The organism is Pseudanabaena sp. PCC 7367 (assembly GCF_000317065.1).
GTDB lineage: Bacteria > Cyanobacteriota > Cyanobacteriia > Pseudanabaenales > Pseudanabaenaceae > Thalassoporum > Thalassoporum mexicanum.
The window spans coordinates 2,641,207-2,659,820 of record NC_019701.1 but is presented as its reverse complement, the minus strand read 5'-3'; the positions used below and the strand labels follow the sequence as shown (position 1 = coordinate 2,659,820).

The window sequence follows — 18,614 nt, the reverse complement described above, 5'->3', positions numbered from 1 at the left end:
GCTCTTTACCAGAATTTCAATAATTTCAGGTTATTTAGATCTGGGGCAAAATTTGCTTAGTCCTATGCTCTAATTTATTTAGGCTTAGGTGAATTTAGGTGGGGTGGGGCGATTGGCTTAAGCGATTGACCAATCAGGCGATCGCTAGGTTTAAGTAGGAGTAACAAAAGTATGGTTCAGTTATATTGGGGGGATAACCGCCCCTGCCGAGCTCAAAAAATTAGCGATCGCCGCCAGATTCTGATTAGCAAGTTGCCCTAAAAACGTTGTATATAGGTTAAGAAGAGTTTTAAACTAGCTTTCGGCTTCAACACAATCTCAATCACCCAATCAGAACAATCAGTTACAGACATCACAACCAGCTATGTCAACCCTTGTTATTGTCGAGTCTCCCACCAAAGCCCGCACCATTAGTAAGTTTCTACCCTCTAGCTACATCGTAGAAGCTTCGATGGGTCATGTGCGGGATTTACCAGAATCCAAAAAAGATATTCCCAAAGAATATAAGGGCGAAGACTGGGCTAAATTGGGCGTGAATGTAAATGAAGGGTTTGATCCGCTCTACATTGTGCCCGCCGATAAAAAGAAGGTGGTGCGATCGCTTAAGTCTGCCCTTAAAAATGCCTCAGAATTGATTCTGGCCACTGATGAAGATCGAGAGGGTGAAAGTATTTCCTGGCATTTGTTACAGGTACTAGCGCCCAAAGTGCCAATTAAGCGGATGGTTTTCCATGAGATTACCTCTGAAGCAATCAAATCAGCCCTACAAAGTTGTCGTGAGGTGGATGAAAACTTAGTCCATGCCCAGGAAACCCGTCGCATTCTCGATCGCCTGGTGGGTTATACCCTCTCACCATTGCTGTGGCACAAAATGAATAACTATCGACTCGCGGCGGGTCGGGTGCAATCAGTGGCGGTGCGATTGTTGGTAAATCGAGAGCGTCAACGCCGTGCGTTTCAATCCGGTAGCTACTGGGATCTTAAGGCAACCCTATTTGCACCAGAGCATGAATTCCCCGCTCAATTAGTGGCGGTGGGCGATCGGAATGTGGCCACTGGTAAAGACTTCGACGAAACCACTGGTCAAATTGCCAGTAATCGTAATGTATTGTTGCTCGATGAAGCCGCTGCTCTGAGTTTGCAAGCACGAATTCAAAACAAGCCCTGGAGCGTAGTCAAGCTAGAAGAACGCCCCAGCACCCGCAAGCCTTCGCCCCCATTTACTACCTCCACCATGCAACAGGAGGCTAATCGTAAGCTGCGGATGTCAGCGCGGGAAACCATGCGGGTAGCGCAATCACTCTACGAGCGCGGTTTCATTACCTACATGCGTACTGACTCGGTGCATCTATCACAACAAGCGATCGCCGCAGCGCGTACATGTGTTGAGAATATGTATGGCAAAGAATATCTCTCACCCAAGCCCCGCCAATATACCACCAAGTCCAAAGGTGCCCAAGAAGCCCACGAAGCAATCCGACCCGCTGGTGAAACCTTCCGCACCCCCCAGGCCACTGGTTTGTCTGGCCGAGAATTAAACCTCTATGATCTGATCTGGAAGCGGACGGTTGCTTGCCAGATGGCGGATGCCAAACAAACCCTTACCAGCGTGCAAATGCTGGTGGAAGATGCCAGGTTCAGGGCTTCCGGCAAGCGGATCGATTTCCCTGGCTTTTTCCGCGCCTATGTGGAAGGATCTGATGATCCAGAGGCTGCCTTGGAAGGTAAAGAGGTGATTTTACCACGTTTGGTTGAGGGCGATCATCCAGAATGCCGTGAGATCCTGCCGATCGGCCATGAAACCCAACCCCCCGCCAGATATACAGAAGCTTCTTTGGTAAAGATGCTAGAAAGCGAAGGGATCGGCCGCCCCAGTACCTACGCCAGTATTATTGGCACAATCCGCGATCGGGGCTATGCGCAAATTATCAGCAATGCCTTGATCCCTACCTTCACCGCCTTTGCGGTCACTGCCCTGCTAGAGGAGCATTTCCCCAACCTGGTCGATCCGGGCTTTACTTCCAAAATGGAACAGACGCTGGATGATATTTCCATGGGCAATGTGGACTATCTGCCCTACCTACAAAAGTTTTACCTGGGTGAAGATGGTTTAGCGGAGCAGGTTAATGCCAGGGAAAGCCAGATCGATCCAGAAACCGCCCGTAGCGTGCCATTGGCTGGGCTAGAAGAAAAGGTCAAAGTCAAAATTGGTAAGTTTGGCCCCTATATTCAGGTGCAGGAAGGGGAAGAGGTAATTTCGGCTTCGATCCCCCAAGACTTTACCCCAGCCGATCTGGTACCGGAAAAGATCAATTTGCTGCTGAAGCAAAAACTTGAAGGCCCCGATCAACTTGGCACCCACCCCGACAATGGCGAGGCAATTTATCTGCTGGTAGGTCAATATGGCCCCTATGTACAGCTTGGTAAAGTAACTGATGATAATCCTAAACCGAAGCGGGCTTCGATCCCTAAGGGTACTAAGCCAGAGGATGTGACCCTGGAGCTGGCGGTTAAATTATTAATGCTGCCCCGTGATCTGGGCGTGCATCCGGAAACTGGTAAAAAGATTCAGGCTAATCTGGGGCGGTTTGGCCCCTATGTGGTACATGATCAGGGCAAAAATGGCAAAGACTATCGATCGCTAAAGGGGGATGATGATCCCTACACGGTTACGTTAGAGAGGGCGCTAGAATTATTAGCTATGCCTAAGTCTGTGCGTGGTAATACCAAGCTGCGATCGCTGGGTGAGCATCCGACTGAAGGCAACGCGATCGATCTATATAAGGGTAAATATGGCCCCTATATCAAATACAACAAAACTAATATTTCTTTGCCCGATGGTACTTCGCCCGATGATCTGACGCTGGAGCAAGCGATCGAATTGATCGCCACCAAAAAGCCAACTAAGTCTTCTAGGTCGTCTAAGTCATCTAGAGCTAGCAGCAAGTCCAAAACCACCAAAGCCAAGACTAGCAAAACCACTAAGACGGCAGCCAAAAAGACTACTACTAAGTCTACTAAAGCAACTAAGACCGCTAAGGCAACTACCAAGACTACTAAAACGGCGGCCAAGAAAACCACTAGCAAAAGCACCCCAGCGAGCAAAGCTGGTGCAACTAAATCAACTACTAGTAACGCGGCCAAATCAACTGGTGCTGCCGCTAAATCAACCACCAAAGCAGCTAGCAAGAATACAAAAACTACTACAAAAAGCACAAAATCATCACCAGCTAAGGAAGTTGCTGGTAATGCTTAATTATTAACTGGTGTTTAACCTTGATAGGTGGAATGTCATTGGCCATCGGAGCTAGACTGGCTGAAGCTTCTCTGGCTAGTAATATGATTGATTTGATTATCTATTCATTATTACCAACTAGTGCCGGATTTGATGCCACTGCCAGGCATGGGTCAAAATAGTTTTGATGTCTGCGTATTCCGGTTGCCAATTCAATATCTCCCTGGCTTTTGCGGCGCTGCCCACCAGCATAGGGGGATCACCTGGCCGCCGATCGCCATGAATTACCTTAATCTCTCTGCCCGTTACGGCAATCGCTGCTTCGATTACCTGCTTGACCGAGAATCCATTGCCATTGCCCAGATTAAACACCTGCGAAGTGCCACCCTTGAGCAAATACTCCAACCCCAGCACATGGGCTTTGGCTAGATCGCTAACGTGAATATAGTCCCTGATGCAAGTGCCATCGGGGGTGTCGTAATCCTGGCCAAAAATTGTGATCGCCTCCCGTTTGCCCAGGGCGGTTAGTAACACCAGCGGAATCAAATGGGTTTCGGGATCATGATCCTCACCCAGTCTGCCCTGAGGGTCAGCGCCAGCGGCGTTGAAATACCTGAATCGCACCGATCGCAAATCAAAGGCATGGTCAAAATCAGTTAAAATCCGCTCCACCATTAGCTTAGAAGCACCATAGGGGTTGATTGGATTTTGGGGATGATCCTCTGGGATCGGTAGCTGACTCGGCTCACCATAGGTGGCGCAGGTGGACGAAAACACAAATTTGTTGATCTTTGCCGCCAGCATTGCTTCTAGCAAGGTCAAGGTTTGAGCGACATTGTTCCGGTAATACTTTAGCGGGTCTTTGACCGATTCGCCCACATAGGCATAGGCGGCAAAATGCATCACCGCGTCAATTTGATGTTCGCTAAAAATACGATCGAGCAGGAGGCGATCGCCAATATCGCCAACTACTAATTCAGCGCCTAGAACTTTAGTGGCAATGTCTTGATGGCCATAGACCAGATTATCGAGGATCACGACCCCATAGCCCAATTCCTGGAGCGCTAAAACCACATGGGAGCCAATGTAACCCGCCCCACCGGTAACTAAAATTTTTGTTTGTGTCATCAATTTTCTCGATCGCGCTGCAATTTGCTTTTGCCCAAACCTGCCAACTTACTTGAGCCAAGCTAAAAACAATTGCATTGGCATATACTTAAGTTCTCGCAAAAGTCCGCTATGGCAACACGAGAAATTTTATCTCGCTGCGATCTGAGGATTTAAGCAAGAAGTATATTGGCTTGGCTAAGGCATATTTAAACACATTTAGGCATCGAGCATGATGTGTGGCAGTTCATTGAAACTCTTTTAACCTGGATTCGACCGAATCTTTGTGCTATTTAACTTATCGTTACTGGAATTGCTTGAAAATCCTATTTCTACATTAGCGTTTGTTGTTTATCAAGCTGACATTCATTTAGCTCCGATAGATCAAATCGTTTAGCAAAATTTAATGATTTTCAGAGTAATTGATTTTGTAAACATTCCGATCAGCCTAGCCCAGAAGAATTTTAGGGAACCAGTAGAATCTTAGATAAAAGGACGAAGCCAGTGAGTATTGAAAAAGACATAAAAAATAACGGGATGCCCTGGGAAGATAGTTTTGGCTTTGTGCAAGCGATCAAAGTCGGCAACATGATCCACATTTCAGGTCAATTTAGCCATGATGATAATGGCAATATTGTAGGAGCTGCGCCGATTGACAATGAGGGCAATATTCTTGATCACTCCAACATGGCAGTGCAAATGAGGCAAACTTATTTAAATGCCAAGCAGATCCTGAGCCACTATGGCGCAACTTTAGATCATGTGGTTGAAGAAGTGGTTTATGTGACAAGTATTGATCAAGTTCTGGCGATCGCTGGCGAGATCAGAAAAGAGATGTATGGCACTGAAAAGCCACAGGTATGTTGTACTTTGCTTACTACGCCGCGCCTAGCATTCCCAGAGCAATTAATTGAAATCAAGTTTGTGGCGATCGTTTAGGCCAAAGCTCAAAACTAACAACCGCTAGATGCGATCGGCAAGCCAAAATCCAATTGTTGCTTAGATTGCCCCAAAAGTTAATGCAGCCCTTGACCTAAATCAGAGCTGCATATCAATTATGATGATTTTAAGAAAAGCCTAATCCGGATGTGATGATTTGAATCAGGTTTACTTAATTAAGGCTTACTGCAAGCCGATTTGAGAAAGGATGCCGCTGCCGGTGATGTACTCGGTAGCCAAACCGATTACGAAACCTAGCATTGCTAGACGACCATTCCATACTTCGGCAAATTCGTTGAAGCCAAATTTTACGTCTTGGTTTTGGTTTTCCATGGTGATTCCCCTTTAGGTATCGATTACTATTGATGATTGCTTGAGAGCGAAATGATTAACTTGACTTAACATTAATTTATATTTTGGAAACTTTCATACCGCCTTAGATATATATGCCCCATAGCCCTAAGAGGTATGTATCTGATTTTTGTTTGTTATTCTAAATAATGCTCCAGATCATTCTTGAACAATGGATTAGCAACCAGGTCTTATCTAACTATCAGCAAAATTGGTTGTGCCAAGATATGCTTAATGTTTTCAGCGATCGCCCCACCCCTAATCGCCTCTACGATGATCAGCTTGATCGGCAAAACATAGGCCAATTCCTTGAACAAAGATTAAATCTACTAGCAGCTATCTACCCAGAATTTCAGGCTTGCCAGCGATCGCTAGGCATCACGTCTAACCTGCTTGAACCACTGTGGCAAATCTGGTTGCCGTTGGCATTGAAAATAGCTAGCACAAGGCAAAAATACGATCGACCTTTGATTCAGGGTATTCTGGGCGGCCAGGGCACAGGCAAAACCACTCTGTGTAAATTCCTGGCTTTGATCTTGAAGCATCTAGGTCATAACTGTTTAAGTATTTCGATCGATGATTTGTATAAAACCTACGCCGATCGCCAGCAGCTACAACAACAAGACCCACGATTGATCTGGCGTGGCCCGCCGGGAACCCACGATCTGGAGTTGGGCATTGCACTTTTAGACCAACTTCGGGCAGTTAATGATCTCAATCCTCTCTCCCAGAAAGAGCAATATATTGCCGTTCCCCAATTTGATAAAACTGCATTTGCTGGCGCAGGCGATCGCACCGAGCCCTTGAAAATTAACCTGAACCAAACACCGATCGACATTGTGTTATTTGAGGGCTGGATGGTGGGGGTATGGCCTTGGCCGGAAGCGGATTTGGCTGAAGTTCTACGACATGATCCACCATCACCGATCGCCACTACTGCCGATGTTCAATTTGCGCTGGATATGAATCGTAATCTGCAAGCATATTTGCCCCTGTGGCAACGGTTGGACAGCTTGATTATGTTGCATTTAGTTGATTTCAACTTAAGTAAGCAATGGCGCAAAGAAGCCGAGCAAAAAGCGATCGCGGCTGGGAAAACTGGTATGGGCGATCGGGAAGTAGAACAATTTGTTAACTACTTCTGGCGAGCATTGCATCCAGATTTGTTTATTAAGCCCCTGGCGCAAAATCCTGAAATAGTCGATCTGGTGATCGAGGTGGGGGCAAATCACTTGCCGATCGCTGTTTATTAGGGGTGCTTGTTATTAGGGGTACTTGAGGTTGTGTATAGCATAGATAGTTATTAGAGGCTTAGGGTATCTGGTAGGTAGTGAGCTAAACCTAATGTATATTTCCTATAAAAATTAAGTTATAGCAAGACTTCTAGAGTCGAGCCCCCATATCCATCACATTACCGCGTACCCTTACAAATCACCAATCCAGGCCAGCTAGAAGATTGATGTAAACTAAACATAATCAATTGTGGGTCGGCGTGAATAGCAGTTATTAGAGTCCCGAATTTGCTACAAGACAATCTCATCATTAGTTAACCACGACACTCAGCAATACCGATCGGATTTTTAAATCTCAGCATGAATGTAAAGCATGACAACTGGTTTCGCCAGGTTTTCCAACTGCGGGGATCGGTTATTCCCAATGTTCTACCCAGGGCAGCTTTGTGCGGCATGTTTGCAGGGGTAGTCTACATCTGCTCTAAGTATGGCTTGACCCTGAACACACCATTTTTGGGTAGTTTTATCGCCAATATTGTGCTGGGTTTGCTATTGGTCTTTCGCACTAATACGGCCTATGAAAGATTTTGGGAGGGACGCAAAGCCTGGGGCACTTTGGTCAATACTACCCGCAACCTGGCTAGGCAAATTTGGGTATCGGTGGGGGAAATTGAACCTAGCGATCGCAAGAAAAAAATTGCCGCCCTGCGATTGTTGGTGGCGTTTGCGGTGTCGATGAAATTGCACCTCCGTCATCGCTCTTTGAATGCAGAGCTGGCCGCCCTAGTTATGCCATCCCAGTTTAAAAAACTGCAACAGATGCATCATCCTTCCCTGGAGATCGCCTTTTGGATTGGCGATTATATGCAAAAACAATATGAGCGGGGGTGTCTGGCGATGCATCAGCTTGTTTCCATGCATGACCTGCTGGCGGTGATGGTGGATGTGTTGGGCTCCTGTGAGCGGATTCAGAAAACCCCGATCCCGATCGCCTATGCAATTCATCTGCGCCAGCTCTTGCTGATTTATTGTTTGTCACTGCCGTTTCAATTGGTGTCTGAAATCGGCTGGTTAACCATTCCCACCACCGCATTGGCTAGTTTTACGCTGATGGGGATCGAAGAAATTGGCGTAGAGATCGAAGATCCCTTTGGTTGCGATCCCAATGATTTACCTCTCAATGCGATCTGCTCGACCATGTTGCGGAATATTGAAGATTTAATTTCGCTGTCTTCCTGTCGCAGCCTTTCCACGATCGATGCCAGCATTGATTACCTGATCACTTTAGAAGAGCCAATCGAACAAAATCCCTATGATGAGTCTGGGAATGTTAGTAGTAATGGCGATCGGCCGGTTGATAATTTGCCTAGTCCATCTCAGCCATAGAAAAATATGGCGATCGATCGATTGGAGCAGGGTACAGCAGATTTCACCTAAATAATTCTGGTAGTCCTCCATCTGTAATGATTTCTGGCCATGGGATTCGAGACAGAATCAAGCTTACTGCACCAAAAATCCTTACTTCCATACCACTTACAATAATCTAAATAATCTAAATAATCTAAATAATCCCTGTCATCTCTGTATTGCAGTGGTTAGATTTTGGGTATGTTGATCCAAGCTTAAAAAATTGGTCACAACTTAATCGCTTTAATCGCTGGCAAAATATCTATAGTTTCAATGTTTTGACGATCGCAAACGATCGAAATTCCTGATTTTCCTTACTTATGATTCTAATTGCGTAAAAATCCCCCCTAGACCTGCAATTACCCACATAAGAAATATTTACAATAATACGCAACTAGATGCGATTTGAGGATTTTGGCTTAAAGAACCTTGCGACTGCAGCCTTGCTAGAAAATTGAAAATGATGGAAATAATTAACAATGTAGCAAAAATTGCTATATCCAAATGTAAATCAGGTTAGATATGCTAATCCATATAGCGATCTCTGGTATATGTATGCTTTACTGTGAGCAGTGTTGTGTGAGGGTGTAAATGTTATTCCCAGGACAGAGTGAGCCTTCTTTGCTGCATAAATGTAGCTCTTCCTACCCAATTGGCATTTTTGATAGTGGCGTTGGTGGGTTAACCGTTTTAAGAGAGTTAAGAAAACAACTACCCCATGAGTCGGTGGTTTACTTTGCAGATACCGCCAGGTTGCCCTATGGCAGCAAAAGTCCGACTGAAATCATAGAATTTGTCTATCAAATTTTGACTTGGATGCGATCGCAACAGGTCAAGATGGTGATCATGGCTTGCAATACTAGCTCTGCTCTGGCGCTAGATATTTTACGGCCACATTTTGATTTTCCCGTGTTGGGGTTAATTCTGCCGGGGGCAAGGGCAGCGGTGAAGCACGGTAAGCACATTGGCGTAATTGCCACTGAAGCCACGGTGAAGAGTAATGCCTATGCTCAGGCGATGCAGGAAACCCAGCCCAACGCCAAGATCTGGCAGATCGCTTGTCCAGAGTTTGTGCCTTTGATCGAGGGCGATCGCCTTGCCGATCCCTATACAATCCAGGTGGCCAGTAACTACCTCGAACCTTTGATTCAGGATCAGATTGACACATTGGTGTTTGGTTGTACCCATTATCCCCATCTCAAGGGGTTGCTGTCACAGGTTTTGCCCTATCCAGTTAATTTTATTAACCCCGCCGCCTATGTAGTTAAGGCCGCGGTTAAGGAACTAGAAATCCTGGGCCTGCGTCATACCAATCTGGAACTAGCAGTAAACAATACTTTCACCAGATTTTATGTCAGCGGTGATCCACAGCAATTTGCCAAAATTTCCAGTCGTTGGTTAAATAAAATGCCGTCAGTGGAACAGGTGAACCTTTCTCATGTAGAATTGCTGTCTTAATGTTTTCTGCTAGAATTTTCCAGAACTTATGCCAGTGACAACAACTGGTTTTAAATCAGGAGAAGAAGATTGAATTCTAGGCATTTGGTTCCTCTGTTCTGTGTTTGCTTACTAGGGTGGTTTGGTGAATATAAACCAGTCGAGGCATATCCCCATGTTGACCATATTGATTCGATCGAAGGCTCTAGTGAGGTTTTTGACGACAGCTTCGATCATGGTGATTTTATTAGTGATTTAACTAGCCCTGATCCCACCCTACCCCCCATAAACTCCTTTGGTGGATCGCTGTATAATCCTCCGTTGTCGATCGCCGCAGCCGATCAGGTTATCAATGCGGCTGAGCTTATGGAGCTTGAAAATCTCAATGCTCTAAATAGTAGTGATTTCAGCGATTCTAGCTATTTGGGTAATGGCGAAGCACTCAATAACCCATCGCAGTTGCTCCAAGCGCAGAACTGGCGGCAATGGCTGCGATTGACTAATATCCGTGTGGTTCCTGATGGGCTGCTGATTCTGGTTAATGGCAATGCGCCAGTGAATCTACAGCGGATTGTGAGCCCCGATCGGCTGGTAGTAGATCTGGCCAGCACTTCGATTCCGCCCAATTTGCACAAGGCCACAATTCCGATCAATCGGTATGGCGTGAGGCAGATCAGGATCGCCCAGTTTCAAAAGGAACCAGCGATCGCCAGAATTGTCTTAGATCTCGATCCTAGCGCGGCCAATGGGGTGAACTGGCAAAGTAGTTTTATGCCCAGTCGGGGCGGTATCCTGCTCAGACCAACCACAAATCAGCCCACCGCAGTAAACCCAACTCCCAGGCCTCCGGGGTCAAGTTTACCAGTACCTGTGCCGAATAATCCTAATCCTAGTCTGCCCAGCCCCCCTAATCCTGCCACCACCAGACCTGGTAATACCAATGGCCCCTCAGTGATCCAGGGCATCCAAATTAGCAATACGGGGCAATTAGTAATTCAAGCTTCCCAGGGATTGACCTATCGCGGTAGCCAGGATATTCCCAGCAATACCTATAACATCACAATCTCTGCGGCGCGGATCTCGCCACAATTGCAACGCCCTGCTCTCTCGGCGAGTAGTCCCCTGGAGCGGATTAGGCTGACGCAAGTGGGTGACTCCGTGATTATTGGCATGAAGGTAGCCACGGGTTGGGCGATCCGTGAGGCGGGACGCAATAATCCACAGCAGATCGCCTTGCAATTGCTCAATTCTGGTAATGTGGCTCAAAATCCAACGCCAAGGCCGCCAACGCCAGGATTTCCCAGACCTAACCCCAATGTCCCTGCTGTGCCGAATTTGGCCAACCGCGGTCGTGGTGTGATCGTGATCGATCCGGGGCATGGTGGCCGTGATCCCGGTGCTGTGGGTAATGGGATCAACGAAAAAATTATTATGCTGCCCCTCAGTCAGCGCCTAGGCCAGGTGTTGCAGCAGATGGGTTACTCTGTGGTTTACACTCGCACCAGTGATATAGAACTTGACCTGGAGCCACGGGTACAACTGGCAGAGAGGGTTAGAGGTGATGTGTTTGTGAGTTTACATGCTAATTCGGTGGCAAGTCGATCGGCTACTGTAACTGGCATAGAGACCTACTATGCACCGGGTTCCACCAGAGGCCGAAGATTAGCAGCGCTGGTACATAGCCAGGTAATTGCTGCCACTGGGGCAGTCGATCGCCGTGTCCGATCGGCCAGGTTCTATGTGCTCAGACGCACCTCAATGCCAGCAATCCTGGTGGAAACTGGGTTTGTGACTAATCCTGGTGATGCCGCAAGACTGAGAGATCCAAATTATCAACAACGCATTGCCGAAGCGATCGCCCGTGGTGTGGATCAATTCCTGCGCGGTGGTTAATTAGATTAAATAATTTAGAAAATTTAGAAGGCTCAGATAAAATTTAAATAATTAAATAAGCCCTAGTGCAATTCCTTGCGACCATTCTGAACAATTTTGAGCATATCAATTAGCTGGGTTTCCAAATTGCCCAGGATGCGATCGCTATAATCATCTGCACCCCGCTGCATCTCGTCCACCTCACCGGTAACCCGCTGACGCAAGGATTCCCATTCTTTCTGGGCTTGGCGGCGCATTTGATTAATTTCATTCAAGGTTTGAGCCCGCATTTCTTCCGATTCCTGCTGGGTCAACAGGCGTAGTTGGCTGGCCTCGGCTTCGGCCTGGCGCAAAATCACTGAATCATCGACAAGCTTGCGTGCCTGGGTTTCCGCCGCCACCATTACTTCTTCGGCATAGGCATCAGCATCTTCCATGATTTCTTGCTTAAGCTGCAAGATTTCTTCGGCTTTGGCGATCGATTCGGGAATAGCGAGGCGTACCTGATCGATTTGCCGACAAACCTGCTCTTCGTCGATCATGGTTCGTCCCATAATCCGGGGGCCGCTTTCGAGCAGCATTTCTTCTAAGCGGTCTAACTCTCGATGCAAGTTCATGAAGTATTCGGCTCGATTGACTAGATCGCCGGAGCCATTGATGGCGGTTACTCTTTCCTTGGGTCTTGAGTTCATAACTTAACTTACGCTCGATTCCAATAACTCTGATAACAAACTTGGGCTTGAGGGCTATTTATTTAAAATTGATTGAGGCTTCTTTTCACTTAATCTGGCTAATGCCGAAATATCATGTCTTCTTACGATCGCAGTTATAATCATTGCCCGCCCAATTAACTAGATTAACTGCAACTGTAAAGTAATCGATTTATTAACCTGCAATCTTTAATTCGTTGCTTCGATCAATAAATACCTACTTAAGCAATTTACCCTATGCACATGCACATCACAATGTCCCGAATAATTAATAAATCTCGATCTATGGGAACAAACTGTATATTTAAATACAGATTTGTCTGTGGCGAAACTCAGAAGAGTACCTATTATGATGTAGCGATCGGAACGCTGTCAAAGCTGCTGTAAACTTGTCTAGAACAACCTAGTCAATTGATTCAGCGATCGAAGCATTTGGTTTTAACTCTACCTGAACCAACAGCTTTCAGCGAACCTTAAGGTTGCTTGAGCCTAAACTTTTACAATTAATCAATAATTTCAAAATAACCCAGTGCGGTAGCAATTGCCTATGCCAAAAGGTCTAGATTTTGGCCAATTAACTAACTCTGGCTGGGATACTGTTGTTTGAGTGCGATCGCCACGGGCTCTGAAACTAAATGATCGATCGAGCCGCCAAATTTGGCAATCTCCTTCACCACACTACTGCTTAGAAAACTATATTCGTTGGAAGTAGCCAGGAATACTGTTTCCAGGCGATCGGCCAGAGTCTTGTTTGTATGCGCCATTTGCAGCTCCATCTCAAAATCCGATACTGCCCGCAAGCCCCGGATCAAGACCTTTGCGCCCATCGCCTCAGCATAGTCCACGGTCAGGCCAGAAAAGCTATCTACCTTCACATTTTCCAGATGTTGAGTGGCAGTAATAATTTGCTCCACCCGATCATTCATGGAAAATAACGGCGTTTTATTGGGATTGCGCAGCACCGCCACCACCACCAGATCGAAAAGCTGGCAACTGCGTTCAATGATGTCTTGATGGCCGAGGGTGATCGGATCGAAGCTGCCGGGATAAATGGCAATCAGGGGTTCTCGCACGAACTAAACTTTACTCGCATAGTGATCTACACCAAATAGATTACTAGAACAAGACCAACTTGATTAGACCTGACTGGAGCCTAGGTATTTAGCGATCGCCGGTGAGTAAATCTCATAAATCAGGGTCAGTGGTTGGCCACCATGCCAGAGTAAATAATGTCTACCCCAGTAGGGGCCAGGATGCCCAAAGGTCTCCGCCAGACCAGGGCAATCGCCGTGATAGATGCCCTGTAGATCGCGGTAAAGCTCAGTATTTTTCTGGTTCAAGCTAGCCCAGATTGGTAGGGCGGGATTATGTAAATGCTTGGCGATCTTGGCAGTTGACCACCAGGACGTGGCATGGGAGAGCACTTCGCCTGTATCTTCACGCTTCAGCCAGATTTGCCGACGGGTGCGCGAGGTGGGGATTGCCTCAATTTCGATCGGGGCGTGGTCGGGATCATCGCCTATTTCGGTCATGGCGATCACATCCACTACGATCGGTGATTTGGTTAATAGTTGAAAATGCCGCGTCGGCGCACCATCACCTAGCAACAACATTTGCCAATAGGGGGAGAGCAGGTCGAAAGGCAGTCCCTGCTTGATGTCGGCGGCGCTGCCCTGCCAGATTGGATTGGCGATCGCGTGCCACTTATAATCTGACTGCGTTGGTTGATTGGCGGCCTGGGCAAATAATTCCATTTGAACCCCTATTTATTACTTAACATTACTTAATACCCTCTTCTCTACTTTAGCCTATGGGGAGGGGACTGGTGGGGCGATCGGCATAAATCTGCCTGTGGCGATAGGGGCGATAGTAAAGTTGGCATCAAACCTGATTTGAATAAAATCGAAAAGTTTGGGGCACGATTGAAAAAACGTCTGCGCAAGATTATCACTCAATTTGATAACTTATGGAATTGGGTTGACAATGTCTTTGCAGCTATGTTCCAACCTAGTCTTCAGTTGCTATATTTAACCATTTACTCTGACTCGCTTCTCCACAATTAATTCGCCCCTTCAATATAGATAGTCAGATAGTGATCCTTATAGATAGTGATCCTTGCTAATAGTTGCCTGTCCAGCAAACTCTATGATCAGCAGCATCAGCAATCGATCTGGTTGCAATTCATTTTCTGCATCCAGACGCACTGTGGCATTATCTGCAAGCACTAACCCAGGGGTACGCTGTGTGAATTTCTGCTAAGCACCAGCTTATTTTGTTAAGTTGTTTTAATCTTTTTTTGTCCTCGCAAAGCCCACTACTTGTTGTGTAATAGGCTAGGCAAGCAATTTACCTCCATGATGCCCAAAATCGACAAATACGAAAAAAGCATAATGAATTGAATGCGCCATTGAGGATATCAACTAACCTAGATTTGTTAGTGAGTTTGGCATTACATTTCAGCAACCCAAACCCTTGAAGCAGCGATCGGCCGATCGCTAGCCTAGCTTGATTTTACGTTTCCAGTGACTTATCAAGCTAACTGTGGTGGGTAAACATATCTTTAAATATTGGCTGAGCCATCTTTCTAGCAATCATTGCAAAGTTGATAAACTATTATTTCAGGAAATAATCCCCATGAGTGGTTCTCACAATCCCCTTGAAGCTCACCCGTCACCAACCCAGGCTCATGCTTTTTCACCGATCCCAGCTAATACCTCGGTCACCAATGGTTCTACCAGTCAGGTGCCAAACTTAGCCGCTTCCCAGGGAGCTGTGGATTTTGCCTTTGTACAGCGGCAGGGTGATGCTTATTATCCAAACAATACTGGCTTCTTTGTGGGCGGTGATATATATACCCCCCTGGTTAACGATGTTTCGACTGGTGGGGCGCTGGGATTTCTGGATTTTTATGTGTTGCCGCGTGATGCCGTTCCCCAGCATACCCATGCCCATGAAGCTGAGGCTAAGTATGTTTTAGAAGGGGAAGTAAATTTCGATCTAGGGCCAGCTCAAATCAGGGTGCCAACGGGTAGTTTTATCTATTATCCGATCGGGCGGCAGATGGGATTTACCGCCACTGATCAATCGGCACGGATTTCAGTAATTACAACTCCTGGCGCTCCCTATTATGAATTTGCCGGTGTAGCGGTGGTGGATGAGCAGGGCAATAATACCCCCCCGCCCCAGGCTGATATCGGCGCGATCGCAGCACAGTTAGATTTTGGCGTGGTTGGTCAGATCATTGATACCTATGGTGGTGGGGCGTTTATCCCTGGAGTTGATAGCGCTTTCCAGGCCGGCTTGCAGAGCCCATTGCTGGTAGTACCGGATTTAGATTTAATTGATCCTGCTCAGCTAGAGGCAGTGCGTAATGTGCCAGGTCTGAATTTGCAGATCTTTGAGATCAGCGATCGGCGTAAATTCGATGGTCTGTTTGGCACTCAAAACACTTCTTTAATTGATTTTGAAGAATCTGATGGAAATTTTGCCTACTCACAATTTAATCTGGCTCGTGACGATCGCCATAGCTCTAACTTCTTGCAGGCGGTGATCAACAGCGATCAGATTGTGACCACCGATGGCGTTGGGGTTGATTCGGGGGCGTTTGCCTACGCGCGATTACATGCGGAGCCCAATGGTACGATTACCTATGAAATTACGATCAATGGCCTGGATGCTGGCGCTTATCTGGGAGATGGTACACCCTTTACGCCTGATCCTGGCGATGATTTAACCGCGATTCACCTGCACACTGCATTTCGCGGTGAGAATGGCACCCATGCTTTTAATATCCTTGGCCCTGGCGATGATGCCGATTTAACGGTGCATGGTAATGCCGATGGTTCGGTCACCTTCTCTGGCGTGTGGGATGACTCGGATACTACCACCGATACGCTGCCGCCACCGATGAGCACCAAGCCGGTGTCTAATTTCCTGCCCACCTTAAGTAATGCCGCAGTGGGAGAGGATGTGGGCTTATATGTGAATATTCATAGCAATCGCAATTCCTCAGGGGAAATTCGCGGTCAGGTGGTGGGTACTACCGATGCGTTCCCAGCATCGCAGGTGGCCGATAATCATCTTACTTTTTTGGTGCAAGAAGGCGAAGTAGCCTTTCAGGTGAATGGCAATCCTTTTGTGGCTGGCGTGGACGATGCGGTCTATATTGCTGCTGGCCAGAACTATTCGATCGCCAATCTGGGTAACCAGAATGCCGTCGGTCTGGCTGCCGCCGTAGTGGATTCCTATGTGCCGAAAATCGGTGAATATTACGATGGCAACATTGACTTCACCGCTTCGATTCGGACTGGTGATGAGTTTATTCAAGGTAATGTGGTAACCACTGTGCCACAGGCGATCGGCAATGGCTGGATCTATACCTGGGGAGCCTTTGGCACCGATGACTTTGGTAACGAAGTGCCCACCTCAATCGGTGTGACTTTTACGGAGGAAGCATTACAGGATGCCTTTGTAGTAGATGATCCTAATAATGAATTCCCCAGCTCGGTGCCCCATTTAGCTTTCCCTGAGATATTTGAAGCGGCTCGTGTCTATAATATTCTCTTCCCTGAGAAGGTGCAGCAATCGACCCCATTCAATCATATGGGCTTCTATGCCAACTCTGAAGGCCATGCCCCGCTAGATATCTATGATCTACCCCATTTTGATGTGCATTTCTTCCTCGATACGATCGAAGAGCGGGATCTAATCACTGGCTTGCCCGAAGATAATGCTAACTTGTTCAACTTACCGGAACCAGGGTTCTTGCCTGCAAACTACATTGCACCTACAATCCCTGGCACAGATATTCCGGCTACTGGCGATGCCCTGCAAGGAATTCACTGGGTGGCAGGTGAAACCCCCGAATTCAATGGTGAGGTGTTCGATCAAACCTTCATCTTTGGTTCCTACGCTGGTGATGTCAACTTCTGGGAGCCAATGATTACCAGAGATTTCTTGGAAAGCCTGTCATCGGCACGGCAAGTAATTACCGAGACTACCTATAATATTGATCAACCAACCCGATTCAAGGAGGCGGGCTTCTATCCATTGGAATATGGTATTTCCTACAATGCCAATCATGGTGAATATACGGTGACTTTAGATAACTTTGTGATCAGATCTGCAGATGGTGATTTAAGTGGATTTCCAGGTTTTGATGGGCCACCGCCTTTTTAATTAATTGTCTATGATCACACCAGCTTCAGTTGAGGACAATCTTTCAGAATATTGCAGGTTAATCTCTCTTTGAAGCTTTGATTGGTTTGATTGTACTGGGTACGATGTTTGCTGGTTATACCTTTGCCAAAAGATGTAAAACCAAACAGCTAGCAAGTAAAGGTTAGGATTAAGCAGCGAACCTATTGTTTAAGCCAGAAACATTAACTAGACAGCGATTCATCATGCCTACTCAACAACTAATTGCCCACCTTGGCACAAAGCATTGCTAGAACCCTGGCATAATCATGCTTACTAAACCCAAGCTCGATCGCTACTCTGGTGGGAATAAATTTTTCTTGATCCGCAAACAGTTGCGGCCATCGGTAAGGCGATCGTAACTTAGCTCATCAGCGATCGCATCGGTGATCATTAAGCCACGTCCCCCGGTCGGCAAATTATCAATATCATCAAGACTCTCTTCTGTATTAGCAAGAGTAGCCAGCTTTGCCATCAAATCAAATGGTGCACCATAGTCCCAAATTTGCATTACCAAATAATCCGCGCCCAATTCCACCTCAATATCGATCGGCGTATGATCGGGCAAGCGCTCATGGGCATGACAAACCACATTGGTGAAACCTTCAGTCAATGCCAAGTTACACTGCATCCATACCTTATTAGACATGCGTGGCTTAAATTGATTAAACCATCCCTGAACCTTAGATAAGGCATAGATATCTGTTTCTACTCTCAACCTAGCTTGACTAGGCTCGGACTGTTTTTCCATGTACTCAACCCAGAATCGAGCAAAGACTGCCTTACCTTAATACAGTCAAGACAAATCAGCCATCTTGCTTATGTCTACTTAGTCTAAGTCTAATATCATAAACCCCGATTTAACCTGCAGTTACTTAACTCAGTAAATCTTGCATTGGCGTGTAATTTAAGCTGCCACATTCAAACACATATTTGCTCAGGCTTTTAACTTTTAAAGCTTTGCGACTGCAAAATTCCCATGTAGATTAAATCAAGACCTAGAGCATCTAATTAACTCTATATAGACCATAGTAGCTTAGGCACACCTTCGTTTGCTATTGGCTCAAGGTATTATTGTTGATTTGGCTGCACCTAAATCCATCTCAAATATAATATATTAAATGCTTG

At 46.4% G+C, this 18,614-nt stretch carries 13 protein-coding genes; 7 read left to right on the top strand and 6 right to left on the bottom strand.

Translation table 11 applies throughout. The features are described 5' to 3' along the window. Window positions 1-364 precede the first annotated feature (364 nt). Window positions 365-3,256 carry a type I DNA topoisomerase gene (gene topA, locus PSE7367_RS10530; RefSeq protein ID WP_015165333.1) on the top strand — a complete coding sequence of 964 codons (2,892 nt, stop codon included), beginning with the start codon at window positions 365-367 and terminating at the stop codon, window positions 3,254-3,256. A gap of 117 nt (window positions 3,257-3,373) precedes the next feature. Here topA and galE read toward each other — a convergent pair whose 3' ends face one another. Further along, a complete protein-coding gene (gene galE, locus PSE7367_RS10525) occupies window positions 3,374-4,363 on the bottom strand; it encodes a UDP-glucose 4-epimerase GalE (RefSeq protein ID WP_015165332.1) in 990 nt (329 codons plus the stop codon). A gap of 483 nt (window positions 4,364-4,846) precedes the next feature. On the opposite strand from galE, the gene PSE7367_RS10520 reads away from it, so the two are divergent. Continuing rightward, window positions 4,847-5,281, top strand: a complete 435-nt coding sequence (locus PSE7367_RS10520; protein ID WP_015165331.1) for a RidA family protein — start codon at window positions 4,847-4,849, stop codon at window positions 5,279-5,281. Window positions 5,282-5,464: 183 nt separating this feature from the next. On the opposite strand, the gene PSE7367_RS10515 is transcribed toward PSE7367_RS10520, so the two are convergent. After that, entirely contained in the window at window positions 5,465-5,614 is a 150-nt protein-coding gene (locus tag PSE7367_RS10515; protein WP_015165330.1) for a chlorophyll a/b-binding protein, read from the bottom strand. A gap of 167 nt (window positions 5,615-5,781) precedes the next feature. Here PSE7367_RS10515 and PSE7367_RS10510 point away from each other — a divergent pair, with 167 nt between their 5' ends. The 4 genes from PSE7367_RS10510 to PSE7367_RS10495 all read left to right on the top strand — a co-directional run bounded on the left by PSE7367_RS10510 (window position 5,782) and on the right by PSE7367_RS10495 (window position 11,601). Beyond that, on the top strand, window positions 5,782-6,885 hold the full coding sequence (locus tag PSE7367_RS10510; protein ID WP_015165329.1) for a glycerate kinase: 1,104 nt from the start codon (window positions 5,782-5,784) through the stop codon (window positions 6,883-6,885). Window positions 6,886-7,224: 339 nt separating this feature from the next. Further along, the gene (locus PSE7367_RS10505) at window positions 7,225-8,250 is read left to right on the top strand and encodes a bestrophin family protein (RefSeq protein ID WP_015165328.1); all 1,026 of its coding nucleotides are present in this window, start codon (window positions 7,225-7,227) and stop codon (window positions 8,248-8,250) included. A 612-nt stretch (window positions 8,251-8,862) separates the two neighbouring features. After that, window positions 8,863-9,729, top strand: a complete 867-nt coding sequence (gene murI, locus PSE7367_RS10500) for a glutamate racemase (protein ID WP_015165327.1) — start codon at window positions 8,863-8,865, stop codon at window positions 9,727-9,729. A gap of 69 nt (window positions 9,730-9,798) precedes the next feature. Continuing rightward, complete coding sequence (locus tag PSE7367_RS10495; protein WP_015165326.1) at window positions 9,799-11,601, top strand: N-acetylmuramoyl-L-alanine amidase; 1,803 nt, start codon at window positions 9,799-9,801, stop codon at window positions 11,599-11,601. Between the two features lie 62 nt (window positions 11,602-11,663). Here the strand turns inward: PSE7367_RS10495 and PSE7367_RS10490 are convergent, their stop codons facing one another. The 3 genes from PSE7367_RS10490 to PSE7367_RS10480 form a co-directional block, all read right to left on the bottom strand. Beyond that, complete coding sequence (locus PSE7367_RS10490) at window positions 11,664-12,272, bottom strand: ATP synthase subunit B family protein (protein WP_015165325.1); 609 nt, start codon at window positions 12,270-12,272, stop codon at window positions 11,664-11,666. A 596-nt stretch (window positions 12,273-12,868) separates the two neighbouring features. Further along, window positions 12,869-13,351 (bottom strand): pantetheine-phosphate adenylyltransferase, encoded by a 483-nt coding sequence (gene coaD / locus PSE7367_RS10485; RefSeq protein WP_041699500.1) that lies wholly within the window; start codon window positions 13,349-13,351, stop codon window positions 12,869-12,871. Window positions 13,352-13,426: 75 nt separating this feature from the next. After that, window positions 13,427-14,044 carry a chorismate lyase gene (locus PSE7367_RS10480; protein WP_015165323.1) on the bottom strand — a complete coding sequence of 206 codons (618 nt, stop codon included), beginning with the start codon at window positions 14,042-14,044 and terminating at the stop codon, window positions 13,427-13,429. Between the two features lie 880 nt (window positions 14,045-14,924). Here PSE7367_RS10480 and PSE7367_RS20425 point away from each other — a divergent pair. Further along, window positions 14,925-17,468, top strand: coding sequence for a cupin domain-containing protein (locus tag PSE7367_RS20425; protein ID WP_015165322.1), 2,544 nt, complete (start codon window positions 14,925-14,927; stop codon window positions 17,466-17,468). A gap of 313 nt (window positions 17,469-17,781) precedes the next feature. Here the strand turns inward: PSE7367_RS20425 and PSE7367_RS10470 are convergent, their stop codons facing one another. Then, window positions 17,782-18,237 (bottom strand): ATP-binding protein, encoded by a 456-nt coding sequence (locus PSE7367_RS10470; protein WP_015165321.1) that lies wholly within the window; start codon window positions 18,235-18,237, stop codon window positions 17,782-17,784. Between the last annotated feature and the right edge of the window lie 377 nt (window positions 18,238-18,614).